This is a genomic window from Streptomyces sp. NPDC053493 (assembly GCF_044544825.1).
GTDB lineage: Bacteria > Actinomycetota > Actinomycetes > Streptomycetales > Streptomycetaceae > Streptomyces.
This window is the reverse complement of record NZ_JBITXS010000003.1, coordinates 441689-454570: the sequence shown is the minus strand read 5'-3', so window position 1 is coordinate 454570 and position 12882 is coordinate 441689. Positions and strand designations below refer to the sequence as shown.

General features: G+C 72.0%; 13 protein-coding genes. 7 read left to right on the top strand and 6 right to left on the bottom strand.

The features are described 5' to 3' along the window. Positions 1-42 precede the first annotated feature (42 nt). A complete protein-coding gene (locus ACIGO8_RS11900; RefSeq protein WP_399727762.1) occupies positions 43-912 on the bottom strand; it encodes a glutathione S-transferase C-terminal domain-containing protein in 870 nt (289 codons plus the stop codon). A gap of 536 nt (positions 913-1448) precedes the next feature. On the opposite strand from ACIGO8_RS11900, the gene ACIGO8_RS11895 reads away from it, so the two are divergent. From ACIGO8_RS11895 to ACIGO8_RS11880, 4 genes are all read left to right on the top strand, one after another. Further along, positions 1449-1907, top strand: a complete 459-nt coding sequence (locus ACIGO8_RS11895) for an RrF2 family transcriptional regulator (RefSeq protein WP_399727760.1) — start codon at positions 1449-1451, stop codon at positions 1905-1907. Between the two features lie 152 nt (positions 1908-2059). Beyond that, a complete protein-coding gene (locus ACIGO8_RS11890) occupies positions 2060-3340 on the top strand; it encodes an acyl-CoA dehydrogenase (protein ID WP_399727757.1) in 1281 nt (426 codons plus the stop codon). Between the two features lie 177 nt (positions 3341-3517). Then, positions 3518-4405: a universal stress protein gene (locus ACIGO8_RS11885; RefSeq protein ID WP_399727754.1), complete on the top strand. Its 888-nt coding sequence runs from the start codon at positions 3518-3520 to the stop codon at positions 4403-4405. Between the two features lie 68 nt (positions 4406-4473). Then, positions 4474-5370, top strand: a complete 897-nt coding sequence (locus ACIGO8_RS11880; protein WP_399727752.1) for a CAP domain-containing protein — start codon at positions 4474-4476, stop codon at positions 5368-5370. 937 nt (positions 5371-6307) lie between these two features. Here ACIGO8_RS11880 and ACIGO8_RS11875 read toward each other — a convergent pair. Continuing rightward, a complete protein-coding gene (locus tag ACIGO8_RS11875; protein WP_399727750.1) occupies positions 6308-6721 on the bottom strand; it encodes a hypothetical protein in 414 nt (137 codons plus the stop codon). A gap of 101 nt (positions 6722-6822) precedes the next feature. Here ACIGO8_RS11875 and ACIGO8_RS11870 point away from each other — a divergent pair, with 101 nt between their 5' ends. The 3 genes from ACIGO8_RS11870 (at position 6823) to ACIGO8_RS11860 (ending at position 9489) form a co-directional block, all read left to right on the top strand. Beyond that, the gene (locus tag ACIGO8_RS11870) at positions 6823-7593 is read left to right on the top strand and encodes a transposase (protein ID WP_399727748.1); all 771 of its coding nucleotides are present in this window, start codon (positions 6823-6825) and stop codon (positions 7591-7593) included. Positions 7594-7815: 222 nt separating this feature from the next. Continuing rightward, entirely contained in the window at positions 7816-8631 is an 816-nt protein-coding gene (locus ACIGO8_RS11865; RefSeq protein ID WP_399727745.1) for a hypothetical protein, read from the top strand. Between the two features lie 444 nt (positions 8632-9075). Beyond that, a complete protein-coding gene (locus ACIGO8_RS11860; RefSeq protein WP_399727742.1) occupies positions 9076-9489 on the top strand; it encodes a hypothetical protein in 414 nt (137 codons plus the stop codon). Between the two features lie 17 nt (positions 9490-9506). On the opposite strand, the gene ACIGO8_RS11855 is transcribed toward ACIGO8_RS11860, so the two are convergent. The 4 genes from ACIGO8_RS11855 to ACIGO8_RS11840 all read right to left on the bottom strand — a co-directional run bounded on the left by ACIGO8_RS11855 (position 9507) and on the right by ACIGO8_RS11840 (position 12816). Then, positions 9507-10064 carry a transposase gene (locus tag ACIGO8_RS11855; protein ID WP_399727739.1) on the bottom strand — a complete coding sequence of 186 codons (558 nt, stop codon included), beginning with the start codon at positions 10062-10064 and terminating at the stop codon, positions 9507-9509. Then, positions 10031-10570 (bottom strand): winged helix-turn-helix domain-containing protein, encoded by a 540-nt coding sequence (locus ACIGO8_RS11850; RefSeq protein WP_399727735.1) that lies wholly within the window; start codon positions 10568-10570, stop codon positions 10031-10033. The genes ACIGO8_RS11855 and ACIGO8_RS11850 overlap by 34 nt, the downstream gene beginning before the upstream one ends. 298 nt (positions 10571-10868) lie before the next feature. After that, positions 10869-12311, bottom strand: a complete 1443-nt coding sequence (locus ACIGO8_RS11845; protein WP_399727732.1) for a sigma-70 family RNA polymerase sigma factor — start codon at positions 12309-12311, stop codon at positions 10869-10871. Between the two features lie 211 nt (positions 12312-12522). Continuing rightward, positions 12523-12816, bottom strand: a complete 294-nt coding sequence (locus ACIGO8_RS11840) for a hypothetical protein (protein ID WP_399727729.1) — start codon at positions 12814-12816, stop codon at positions 12523-12525. Between the last annotated feature and the right edge of the window lie 66 nt (positions 12817-12882).

The following is a 12882-nucleotide window of genomic DNA, read 5'->3' as shown; positions in this document are numbered from 1 at the left end:
GGCCCCGGCCCGCGCCTCTCGCGGCCTTCGCCCGCCGTGCGCTCAGGCGCGCGCCGCGGTCCAGTCGACGATGCGCATGGCGGCGCCGGCGGCCTCACGGCCGCGGCAGTGGGCGCGGTGCCGGTCGAGCAGGGCGTCGATGTCGAGGTGCCGGGCGAATGCGGGGCGGGCGGCGAGCCGGGCGGCGTAGGTCCACAGCGCGGGATGGGCGGCGACCCGCTCCATGGCGGCGGCGTCGAGGTGCCAGCGGTGCACGGTGTCGAGCTCGACGAGGGTGACCCAGACGGCCACGTCGGCGGCGGTGAGCGTGTCGCCGAGGACGTACGGCCCGCGGGCGAGGCGGCGTTCCAGGGAGCCCAGGGCGGCGAAGAGCACGGCGAGCGGGTCGTGGTGGGCGGCCGTCTCGTCGAGGCCGAGTGCGCCGGCGCGCTGGGCGGCGGCGTGGACGCTGCGCGCGCACAGGTCGGCGACGGCGCGGATCTCGTCCTCCCGGTCCGCGGGCAGCAGTTCGGGACCTTCGCCGCGGAAGCGCAGGGCGAGGTCGCGCAGGATGTCGGGCACGTGGGTGGAGACGATCCGGCCGGTCCAGCCGTCGCTGAGCACGGGCGCGGCGGCCGGGCCGCGGTAGAGGTGGGCGCTGGCCTCGTAGAGCGGGCGCAGCACGCCGTACCCGCCGTCGGGCGTGTCGGGGACGGCGGGCAGCACGGACAGCGGGAGCGTGTCGTCGAGACCGAGGAGGGCGTGGGTCACGGCGACGCCGAGACACCGGGGGTCGGCGGGCGCCAGATGGAGCCGGTAGCGGTGCGGTACGGGGTAGTGGCCGCTGCGCACGTCGCAGCCGATCCGCCCGCGGAAGGCGGGCGCGGCGGTGACGGGGACGACGGAGGGCACGACGGGCGGGACGACGGACATGGTTCTCCCTGGGTGCTCGGTGCTGGGTCGCGGGGGCTCGCGGCACGGCGGTGCCGGGGCGCCCGGAGGCAGCAGAAGTACGGGAAGGAGGAGACGACGGTGCCGTACGGAAGGGGGCGGGCGGTCAGGAGGAGCGAGGGTCCGAAAGGCCCCGGAGGATTCACCCGTTCGAGGGCCGTCCCGCGGCGGACGGGCGGGAAGGCCGGTCGCGCGAGCCGGTCCGGCCGGGCGGGCCGGTCGGGGCGGGCGGGCCGGTCGGGGCGGGGCCCTAAGCCGCGCTGCAGACCCGCAGCAGGTCGATGTGGCGGCGCGAGGTCAGTGGCAGGGAGCGCGGCGGCCGGGCGGCGTGTGCCGTGTCCGGTGCGGCTGCGGCTCTCATCGGTTCCCTACCTGTTCGCTCGGGTTTCCCGTCATGAGTGTGGAAGCGCCCGCGTTCCCCGTCAAGAGCGGCGACAGGACGTCCCTGGCCCGTCCGGCGGATCGTGGCCGAAGGACGCGCCCTGAGCCGCCGGTCGAGGCCTGGGCATAATGCGCGTATGCGCATTTCAGCCAGGGCCGACTACGCGGTGCGGGCCGCCCTCCAGCTCACCGCGGCCCAGGACGCCGGGCCGGTGAAGGCCGAGGCCATCGCCGAGTGCCAGGGGATCTCGCACAAGTTCCTCGAGGGCATCCTGGGCGACATGCGCAAGGGCGGACTGGTGCAGAGCCAGCGCGGCGGCAATGGCGGCTACTGGCTGGCGAAGCCGGCCGGGGAGATCTCGGTCGCGGACGTGATCCGCTGCGTGGAGGGTCCGCTGGTGTCGGTCCGTGGCGTGCGGCCGCCGGAGCTGTCGTACACCGGCCCGGCCGAGTCGCTTCTCACCCTGTGGGTCGCGCTGCGGGCGAACGTCCGCCATGTGCTCGACGGCGTCTCGCTCGCCGAGCTCGCCGCGGCGCGGCTGCCGGCGGAGATCGTGGCGCTCGCGGAGGACCCGGAGGCCTGGTCCAATCCCTGACGAAGCGGGCGCCGGAGCGCCCGTTCGCACGGCCGCGGTCCATTCCTCGGTATTCCAGCGTCCGTGATGTGGACGGCTGTTGGGATCCGGGTCACCTCTCTGCCACTATCCCTACTATTCCAGTGGGAATACTAGGGATCATGTGAGGTGCCGTGAGAACGCCGAAGAAGTCAGCGCAGCGCACCGCCTCCGCACCGGCAGCACGCCCGGCCGACGACGAGATCTGGCCCCGGGTCACCCGCGAGCTCGCCGACGACCTCGCCGTGGACGCCCTGGCCAGGGACCGGGCCGGCAAGGCCCCGTTCGACGAGGTCGCCCGGCTCCAGGAGGCGGGCCTGCCCGCTCTGCTCACCGCGCCGGGGCCCCACGGGCGCGGCGCCGACTGGCGCGCCGCGTGCGGCGTGATCCGGGAGATAGCCGCGGCCGACGGCTCGATCGGCGAACTCCTCGCCCATCACTGCGTCCTGTCGTGGACCTCGCGCTTCCTCGGCCCCGCGGCCGGGCCGCTCGACCTCGACCGGTGTACCGCGGAGGAGGGCTGGCTGCTCGCCGGCGCGCTCCAGGCGCCGCGCCTCGACGACGGCGCGCCGGGACTCGCCCTCACCCCGGCCGGCGGCGGTGCCTACGTCCTCGACGGGCGGCGCTCCTTCGCCTCCGGCGTCACGGTCGCCGACCGGCTGGTGGTCGCGGCCCGCTGTACGGAGACGGGCGACCTGCTGCTGGTCCTCGTGGACCCGGCGGACCCGGCCGTCTTCACCGAGCCGGGGGCCGAACGGGTGGGCCAGCGCCTCGCGGGCGCGGGCACCGTCACGTTCGACCGGGTGACGGTCGAGGCCGGCCGGGTCCTCGGCGCACTCCCCCACGACGAGCACGCCGTCGCCCCCTACTCGACGCTCGCGCCGCTCGCCCTGCGGCTGCTCCTCGTCCATGTCGGGCTCGGCATCGCCGAGGGCGCGCTCGCCGAGGCCCGGGACGTCAGCCGGGCAAGTCAGGCCGCGCCGCCGCCCACCGCGACCACGGCCCAGGTCACCGCCCTCGGGTCCGGCGACGACCCGTACCTCCTGCTCGCGTACGGCGAGTTGGCGACCGCCGCGCACGCCGCCGCCATGGTCGTGGACCGGGCGACCGACGCCCTGGCCCACGGGCTGCTCGCGGAACGGGCCCTCGACGTGGAGGAGCGGACCGACATCGCCGTCCTCGTGGCGGCGGCCGAGACGGTCGCCAACCGGGCCGCGGTGGACATCACCACCCGCATCCTGCAGCTGGTGGACCCGGCGACGACCGCGGACGCCCGCGGCGCGGGCCCGGGCTTCGACCGCTTCTGGCGCAACGTCAGGGCGCTGACCGCCGCCGTCTCGCCGGACCACCGCCTGCGGGACATCGGCGACCACTATCTGCACGGCACCCATCCCCGCCTCACCCTTCTGGCGTAGGCACCCGCGGCGGAACGCGGGCGGACGGGGCCGCCCGCGTTCCGCCGGATCCCGGGCCGGACGCCACGGCGTTCCGGGACGTCCGGCCCGCACGCGGGACGGTCCTCGGTCCCAAGCTGGAAGGAGCGGGTCCGCCGGCCGGGCGGGCCGCGGCGCCGGAGCGAGGGAGGCAGCCTGATGAGTCGTGAGATCGTGGCGGGAGTCGACGGTTCCCCGGAGAGCCTGGCCGCCGCGGACTGGGCCGCCCGCGAGGCGCTGCACCGGAGCCTCCCGCTGCGGCTCGTGCACGCCTGGCGGTGGGAGCCCCTCGACCTGCCGCTCGTCCAGGATCCGACCGCCCAGCAGCGGGCCGCCCGCGAGGTGCTGCGCGAGGCCGAGGCGACGATCTCCGAGCGCCACCCGGAGCTCGCGCTGAGCGCCGAGCTGGTCGGCGACACGCCGGTCACCGCACTCGTCGGCACGGCGCGGCACGCGGAGCTCCTGGCGGTCGGCTCGCGCGGGCACGGCGCGGTGACGGGCTTCCTGCTCGGCTCGTACGGCCGGCAGGTCGTCGCCACCGCGACGGTGCCGGTCGTCGCGGTCCGCGCCCGCGACGGGGCTCCGGCCGAACCGCCCGCCGGAGACGTCCTGGTGGGCCAGCACGGCAGCCCGGAGGACAGCGCCCCGGCGCTGCGGTTCGCCTTCGAGACGGCCGCGGCGCGCGGGGCCTCGGTGCGGGCGGTGCGGGCCTGGAGCCTGCCGCCGCTGTTCGTGTACAGCCCGGCCTCGCTGCGGCTCGCCGACGAGGCCGGCGGACTCGTCCCGTACGAGGAGAAGGCGCTGCGCGAGGCGCTGGCGCCCTGGCGGGAGCGGTACCCGGACGTGCCGGTGACCGAGCACGTGGAACTGGGCAGCGCCGGGCAGGTGCTGCTGTCCGGCTCCGGGTCGGCGCAGCTGCTCGTGGTCGGGCGGCGGGCACGGCGCGGGGCGCTCGGCGGTGGGGTCGGCTCGGTGGCGCACGCGGCGCTGCACCTCGCGCCGTGCCCGGTAGCGGTGGTGCCGCACGGGATTGACGCACAGGATTGACGAGGAGTGTCGCGCTCTCGGGGACCGGAAAGTATGACCGCCGTCGCGAGTAGAGAGAGCGGAGCCTTATGCAGCACGACGCGTACGACCAGCCCCTCCCTCAGGAACCTGCCGCCCACGGCGCCGGACGCGGCGTCGGCCGGCACCGGCGGGCCCCACGGCGCGGGCCGTCCTTCCGGACGGCCGTGGCCGTGGCCGGAGCGGTGGCGGCCGCGCTGACGGTGACGGCCGGAGTGCACCTGGCGACGACGGGAGCGCCGACGGACGCGGACACCCGGCCGGACGCGGGCGGCACGGACGGCGCGGCCGCTCGGGTGGCTCCGCCGCCGATGGCGCCGCTGCCCGGGGCGACGCCCGTGACGCGTACCGCCCCGGGCGGCGAGGCGGCGACTCCCGCGACCGTGCCCGCCGTTCCTCCGCGGTCGGCCAGGGCGCCCGCTCCCGCCCCGGCCCCGGCGCCCACACCGGTCGAGGTCCGCCGGATCGGCGCCGTCACCGGCACCGCATCCGTACGACCCGCCTCGGAGCGCGCGCTGCCGGCCGTCCGCCCCGCCTCCCGCGAACAGGCGGCCGGGTCCGCCGCCCAGTACGAAGCCAAGGTCGTGTCGCTCGTCAACACCGAGCGCAGGAAGGCGGGTTGCGAGCCGCTGCGGGCCGATCCCCAGCTGAGGCAGGCGGCGCAGAGCCACGCCGACGACATGGCCGCCCACGGCCGCTACTCCCACGACGGCCCGGACGGCAGCAACGCCGGGGACCGGATCGCGGCGGCCGGATACAGCTGGTCGACCTGGGGCGAGAACATCCATCGCGGCCCGCGCACGCCCGCCCGGGCCGTGGAGGAGTGGATGAACAGCGACGGCCACCGCGAAAACATCCTCAACTGCGCCTTCAAGGACATCGGCGTGGGCGTGAACCTCGCCTCCAACGGCCCCTGGTGGGTCCAGGACTTCGCCTCCGCCCGCTGACGCCTCCTTCGGTGTGGTGCACCGACACCGCACCGTTGGAGTGGGCGTTCCTTCGCTGCACTAATAGCGGCTAACACGATGAGGTAGGGCGCCCAGAACCTTTAGGACAGCAGTACGGTCGGGCGATCGAGCGAGTCCGCCGGGGGGGGTACATGCCCGCACCAGCTCACGAACATCTGAGGCCCTGACCCCAAAGATCGTCCCACGGTTCGCCCCATGCTGCGCCTGCCTCCGGAAAGCGGCCTCCATCCAGCTGTCGGCTGCGCACACTCATAGTCAGAAGGCGACATTGGCGCGCGCCGAGTCCGCGGAAGGGCAGCAGGAGCGGGCGAGACTCGCGCTCCAAGGACGGGCTCGGCTGCCGGGGGGTGCGTTGTTCGGCGGGTGCATGGCAGCATCTGTGCGCCCATGCGCGGAGACCGCCAGACAACGCGCGGCTGATCGCGAAGGCACTCCTGCATGAGATCCCGCCAAAACGCGCGCGTCCTCTTGCTGCCGTGCCCAGGTGCGCGAATGCCGCGCTGAACCGGCGCGATCGTGCTCCGCTCAGTGATCCATCGCTCTTCACGCATCCCTAGGCGTCTCTCCGACGGCCATACACACGAAGAGCAGCGCGATCAGCACCGTTTCAGGAATTGACCGGCGGCTTCGTGAGGTGGCGAGAACGCTGAAGCGGTTGCCGCGGTGCGAACCAGCGGCATGCTCAGCGGCATCGGTTGTCGCCCCTTCCGGACGGGAGACGATCTTTGCGCGATGCCAACGGAGCCTCAGCTGCGCTTTTAACCCACCATGATCAATCTAAGCGCCAACCGTTGTACCGACGTCCCACCAGCGAGCGCGGGCCGCTACACCGACCATGCGAGAGGTTGGCGGAATTCTTCTCCCGGCCCCGCCCTAAGACGCTAAGAGTTGTCCCGTAATGCCGTGAGGCTGAGGGTCAGGCTGTGTCCGGGTCGGTGCCGATGGCGCCGGCCGCGCGAAGTGAACGCCCGAGGTCTCCGGTGAGGATGCGCGGGTGTCGCCGCCACCACCACAGGTCGGGGCCGGGGATCCTGTGGAAGTGGTCGAGTGCTATGCCGTCGTCTTCGATGGTCGCGGCCTTGTACCGGTCGTCCAGAGCTTTGATCTGCGGGGTCCAGAGCTGGACGATGTGGTCGTCCAGCAGGAGCCACGCCTCGTGTAGCCAGTTTCGGCAGTAGAGGTCGTTGGTGTACTCGTGGATGTAGTCGCCGTAGCCGCGCTCGATGGTGCTCACCAGGGCGGCCCACGCGTTCACCCTTTCAGCGACCGTGAATTCCGTCCGCCAGCCGCGCTGGTGCAACAGCTCTCCCACCTCGATTTCCGTAGCCACGGGTGTGAGGTTCTCACGCCGAATCCGCCCGGGCGACCGAGATGTCTCCAGCCAGAGGCAGGCGGGCCCCCGCAGCCTGATCAAGATGAGACGATCTCGCCGTGGCTGGTGTGATCACGGCGTCGGAGCCGTCCTGGATAGCCCCGTTCACCGGGCTGAGCCCGCGACAGTTCGGCAAACTGGTGACCGTTCTGCGGCACGGGGGTGCGGATGCGGTCCGCAGGGGCCGGCCGTGGAGTCTTCCGCTGGAGGACCGGGCCCTGCTGGTCGCGGCGTACTGGCGAACGAACGTGACCATGCGCCAGCTCGCCCCGCTGTTCGGGATCTCGAAGTCGGCGGCGGACCGCATCATCAACCACCTCGCGCCGATGCTCGCTCTCCAACCCCGCAAGCGGTTCGCGAAGGACACCGTGCTCATCGTGGACGGCACCCTGGTCCCCACCCGCGACCACACCATCGCCGAGCGCTCCAAGAACTACCGGTACTCCACCAACCACCAGGTCGTCATCGACGCCGACACCCGTCTTGTCGTCGTGGTCGGCCGTCCGCTCGCCGGGAATCGCAACGACTGCAAGGCATGGGAAGAGTCCGGCGCCAAGGCCGCCGTCGGCAAAACCCTCACGATCGCCGACGGCGGTTATCCGGGCACCGGACTCGTCATCCCGCACCGCCGGCAGCGCGGCCAGAGCGAACTCCCGGACTGGAAGGAGGAACACAACAAGTCCCACAAGCAGGTCCGGGCCCGCGTCGAGCACACCTTCGCCCGGATGAAGACCTGGAAGATCCTCCGCGACTGCCGCCTCAAGGGCGACGGCGTCCACCACGCCATGCTCGGCATCGCCCGAATGCACAACCTCGCCCTCGCCGGGTAGATCAGCGGGCCGCACACCGGCCAACCATGCCTAGCGGCGACCCGAAGATCATTTACGGGACAACCCTTAGTCTCCGGCCCTCCGTGCGGGTTCACTCCGATTCGCACCATAGCTCCCGAAGGGGGAGCGTTGACCGTAAATCCGACATTGCCTCATCGGCAGCCCCCAGCAGAGGAAGAAGCGAGCCCTGCCCCACCTACACCGTCGGACTCGTCAGGCGAGGTGACTTTGTCACCGAAGCACATCACGTTCGCGCGCCGATTCTGTAAGACCTTCGGGCTTGCCTCCGTATTCATTGCGGGAAGCTTTACGGACAAGAACGACCACTACCAGTTGGAACCCAAGCCGGTCGATAGCCTGGAGTTCTGGTTCTTCATCCTGTCGATTTTCGCCTCCCTCTTCTTCTTCGGGCTCGCCCGCTTCTTTAAGGACTCTCCGCCGGCGAGGGAGGAGTCCCTGATGCGCGTACAAGCCGCAGAGGAGCAGGTGGAAGCGTCGCTCTCGTTGCGCCCCAACCCGGATTCATCACCGAATGATTCCCCAGAGCGTGGCGATTCCTCACATCTGGCACTTGCGAGCCTTTGGAGCCTTACTCACGCCCGGCTCCACCAGTACCATGGAATTGCCCTAGATCAGGCTCGAAAGTCATTCCGGAATGCCCAAGGCGCGATGCTCATCGGGTTCGCGCTTCTCGTGGGCTTTACGATTCTCGCCCTGAAGGCCGAGAGCACCGCAACGAGCGTTGCTGCGGCGGTCCTGGGTTCGGTTTCTGCGGCATTGGCCGGATTCGTCAGTCGCACCTTCGTTCGATCACAAGAATCTTCGGCATCACATTTGCAGAGATACTTCGATCAGCCCCTCGAATTCTCCAGGTATCTTGCTGCAGAGCGTCTAATCGTGGACTCTGGGCTTAACGCTGAGCAGCGAGCGGACGTCCTGACTGCTCTGGTGCAGGCAATGATTTCGGGACCACCGCAAGAGCCTCCGACGGTTGACCCAGAGCCCCCCGTTCCCCGTCCAGGACCACAGCGCAACTGATCATCCAACAGCCCTCTCATCAGGCCGCCACCCTGCTGCGGACAGGCCACGTACCTCCGGCGGGAAGCCACAGGTCCCGCTCAGGGGTGATCGACGGACGATCTTAACGAGGTCCTTCGGAAATCAGGTCGCGGCGAAGGTGCGGACGGTTGCCGCGGGCCGATTAACCCTTAACACCGGCGACCGCACCGGGTGGGGTGCTGTGACGGCCGACCGGCCCGCGAATCCGCTGCTTCTGTCGTGGGCGGTCAGCACTACTCAACTTGATTGGGTGATGTCGGGTGGCGTGAGCCATCGGTCACCGGCGCTGGTGACCGCCGACCCACATGGGCCGACCCTCGGTGTGCATACTGTGACCGGCAGAGGGGCCGTCGTCCGACCGAACGGCGATGGGTAGGGCCCGATAGGCCCATGGGCCGGGCCAGACAATCAAGGAGACCAGTGATGGATGTCGAGGAATGCTGGCGCCGCTACGGGCCTCGCCCCGTCGGCGCGGACCTCGACGAGATCCGTGCACTCCTCAGAGAGCACACGGCGCGTGAGCGACGCTCCCAGGGCGAGGGCGACACTGAGCTGATGAGGCTCTGCTGCTTCCATCTGTTCAACAGCGGCGACCTCGACGACGTGCTCCTGATCTGGAGTGCGAAGCAAGCCAGCTTCGACGCAGCGTGCTCGATCGACATCGAATTCCTGCTTGGGCACGGGCTCGACGCGACGAAGGCCCACCTCTCGGCCAACCGTGTACCTGCTGCGACGGCAGCACTGGATCGGCTGCGCAAGCTCGAGGCGGACGGTGAATTCGAGGGCTTCTCAGTGGAGGAGCGCTCCGCCGTCTACGACCGGTACTACGGCGACTAACGAATCTGCAGCGCCGGTCAGTCGTCCATGATGAGGCCGGTGCCCGCAAGGCAGCTGTCGACCAAATCCGGGCGATACTGGATCTGCTTGAGCCTGCGCTTTACGGCCCTGGTGATCTGGCCCAGGTCGGCTGCGGCGAGGTTGCCGAGGTCGCGTTTGGCCAGCGACCAGATGCCCTCCTGCGGGTTCAGGTCCGGCGCGTAGGTGGGGAGCTGGAACACTGTGAGCCAGGCGGCATTCGCGGCGGTGAACTCCCGCATCCCGGCGGTCAGGTGGAGGCGGACGTTGTCCCAGACCAGCACGATCGGTCCGCCGAGCTGGATGCGGGCACGCACCAAGAGGTCGCGGAGGTCCCGCCAGCCGAAGCCCTTCGGCTCGCCCTTGCGCCCTCGGTACTCGCGGATGGCATAGATCAGCCAGGACCGCTCGCCCGGCTTGTAGCAGGTCATACCCGCCATCGACACCCGTCCGGAGCCCCGGCCGCGAACCCGGACGACCGGGGTCCGGCCGATCCGCCGCCAGGTTCGAGAGCACGGCGGCGTCATCGACTGGCCGGCCTCATCCTCGAAGACCATCCAGCCGTTGCACGCCGCCGCACAGCTCCTACCCGCGGCCAGACCTCCTTCTTCCACAGCTCAACCGCCGCATCGTCGCGCTCGATCGCCCGGCGGGTGGGCTGCTGCCACGACCAGCCGTGCCGCTTCAGCAGCCGCCACGTGCCCTCCACCGTGTACGAAACGTGGAACAGTCGACCGATCAGCGTCTTGACCCGCGCCAGCGTCCACCGCTGACCGGCCCAGCCGTGGACGAGCGGTCCACGCTCCAACTCCCGCTCCAGTCTCGCAATCTGAACCGAGCTGAGCCTGGGGCGTCCCGGTGATCCCTTCGACAGGATCCCGGCCTCGCCTCGCTCGCGCCAAGCCCGGCGCCACCGCTCCACCGACCGCTCGCTCACCCGCAGCCCGGCGGCGATCTCCCGGTTCTTCTCCCCGCCCTCGAAGCGTTCCGCAGCCTGCAGCCGGATTCGCTCCCGCGCGGCTCTCTCGGCGTCGGTCAGCCCGCCGCCCTGCGCGTACCTCACGCCCCACAGCTACCGCAGCCGACAGGCCGGCGTCGGGCAAACATCCCCGACATCACCCCATCAAGTTCAGTAGCACCAGCGGGCGGAGACTACGCTCGCCGGCGACGTCAACCTCGCAGGTCTGACCTCCCCTGAGCGCCCGAGCAGGGCAGCCTTCAGGTGGAGCGTCCGCGTCGGACGTCGCTGCTCTTCTCGTACGTGGGCCGCCGCCAGCTCAGAAAGCTTCGCCGGTGCCAGGGGGCGAAGGCCGAAATGATCGACTTCTATTGATCACGACCACATACACGCCCTAGGGGCGTTAGTGGGGGCTGGCGAGTTCCTGCACCCAGAGGGTGCCGTGCGGGCCGGGGACGGCGGCGACGCCGGTGTCGTGGTAGCGGCAGTCGAGCAGATTGGCCCGGTGCGGCGGGTCGGCCATCCAGTCGGCGACCACGGACGCCGGGTCCTTCTGCCCGCGGGCCAGGTTCTCCGCCCAGGCGCTCCAGGAGTAGCCGCCCGCCGTCATCCGGCTGCCCGGGTCCGTGCCCTCGGGATCGGTGTGGCCGTAGTAGCCGCGCGTCGCCATGTCCTTGCCGTACGCGCGGGCGACCGCGGCCAGCTCCGGGTCGGGGCGCAGCGGGCCGCAGCCCGCGGCCGCCCGGTGCCGGTTCACGATCCGGTTCAGCCGTTCCTCGGGGCTCGGCTCGGGCGGCCGGGTCCGGCTCGGGGTGGGCGACGGTGTGGACGGGCGCGGCGCCGGGACCGTCGTGGGGGCCGGGGCGGGCGGGGTCGTCGGGGCGGCGGCCCGCGGCCGCAGCGCCGCGCGGTCGGCCGGGTCCGCGGGCCCCGGCGCGAGCAGCACCAGCGCGCCGAGGGCCATGACCGCTCCCGTCCCGACGGCCAGGCCGCGCCAGAGGCCTCCGCCGCTCGCGGGCGCGGCCGCGGGCTCGGTCCAGGCCGCCGTCTCCACGGCCGCGCCGCCGCTTCCGCCGCCCCCGGCGAGCAGCGGCGGCACCAGGGCGAGGCCCACGAGGAGGCCCTCGGCCGGGGCGAGGCCGCGGCGGACCGGGGCGCAGGCCGGGCAGGTGTCGAGGTGGCGGGCGAGCCGCTTGCGCCAGAGCGGCGAGGGCAGGCCGTCCCAGCCGGCGGTGGTGTCGGCGAGCCGGGGACAAGGCGGCACCGCGGCGAGCGCGCGGACGACGGCCCGGCCGGTCTCCAGGCGTTCCTTCATGCGCTGGACGCGGACGGCGGCGTGCCGGGGCGCTAGGTCGAGCGCGGCGGCGAGTTCGGCGCGGCTCAGTTCGCCGGCCGCCTCCAGCCACCACAGGGACAGCAGCTCGCGGTCGTCCTCGTCGAGCCAGCGGGTGGCCTCGGCGACCTCGCGGCGCTGGCCGGTCAGGCCGAGGCGAAGGATGGTGAGGTCGGTGAAGTCGCCGGCCGGGTCGGCGAGCGCGGCGGCCCGGTCGAGGCCGGGCAGCGGCGCCTGCTGGCGTTCCCGCCAGCGGTGCCGTATCCGGTTCATGGCGATGGCGACCAGCCAGGACCGGAAGCGCGCCGGGTCGCGCAGGGCGGGAAGCCCGTTCAGGGCGCGGACCATCGTCTCCTGGACGAGGTCGTCCACGTCGGCATGGCCGTCGAGGGCGCGGCCGACGATGTTGTAGACGAGCGGCAGGTAGGCCCGTACGAGGTCGTCGCCGGCCCGCGCGTCACCCGCCCGCGCCGCCTCGACCAGCGCGACGGTGCGGTGCTCGTCGTCGTGCATCTGTCCCTGCTCCCCTCGGGTCCTGTCCGGTGTTCACCGAGGAGACCCGTGGGAGCGCTCGGGACAACACTTTTTTCCGTGCCTCCCCGCATGCCTGGCCGGATCCGTGCCGCGCGCGTGCCCGGACCCGCGCCGGGCGTGTGCCCTGGCCTGCGCCGGGCATGTGCCCGGACCCGTGCGGGACGGCCGGCCGCCGGGCGCCTGGCCGGAGCTAGCCGGAGAGGTGCGGCATGGTCGGCACGGTGGCGCCGCCGCCTTCCCGTACCGCCGCGACGACGGCGTCGTGCAGGTCGCGGCTCTCCTCCTCCGATCCGCAGGGAACCGGACTGCCCGACATGGTGAACCAGTCGGATGCGCCGCTGTACTGCACGGCCACACGTGCCTCGCCGTCGGTGTAGGTGGTGTGCACGGTGAGATCGCCCGTGAGCACACCGGCCTCGACGGTCAGCACCCCGCCCCGCCCGGTGTAGACACCGGCGGTCGTCCATGATGCCCAGCCTGTCATCCCACCAGACTCACACCCGGACGGCGGATGCGCCACCGACGGGGCCGCCCCGGCCGGACGGGTGTC

Coding starts and splice junctions, on each gene's coding strand:
- ACIGO8_RS11900 (WP_399727762.1), bottom strand. CDS start 912: ATGTCCGTCGTCCCGCCCGTCGTGCCCTCCGTCGTCCCCGTCACCGCC.
- ACIGO8_RS11895 (WP_399727760.1), top strand. CDS start 1,449: ATGCGCATTTCAGCCAGGGCCGACTACGCGGTGCGGGCCGCCCTCCAG.
- ACIGO8_RS11885 (WP_399727754.1), top strand. CDS start 3,518: ATGAGTCGTGAGATCGTGGCGGGAGTCGACGGTTCCCCGGAGAGCCTG.
- ACIGO8_RS11880 (WP_399727752.1), top strand. CDS start 4,474: ATGCAGCACGACGCGTACGACCAGCCCCTCCCTCAGGAACCTGCCGCC.
- ACIGO8_RS11860 (WP_399727742.1), top strand. CDS start 9,076: ATGGATGTCGAGGAATGCTGGCGCCGCTACGGGCCTCGCCCCGTCGGC.
- ACIGO8_RS11855 (WP_399727739.1), bottom strand. CDS start 10,064: ATGGTCTTCGAGGATGAGGCCGGCCAGTCGATGACGCCGCCGTGCTCT.
- ACIGO8_RS11845 (WP_399727732.1), bottom strand. CDS start 12,311: ATGCACGACGACGAGCACCGCACCGTCGCGCTGGTCGAGGCGGCGCGG.
- ACIGO8_RS11840 (WP_399727729.1), bottom strand. CDS start 12,816: ATGACAGGCTGGGCATCATGGACGACCGCCGGTGTCTACACCGGGCGG.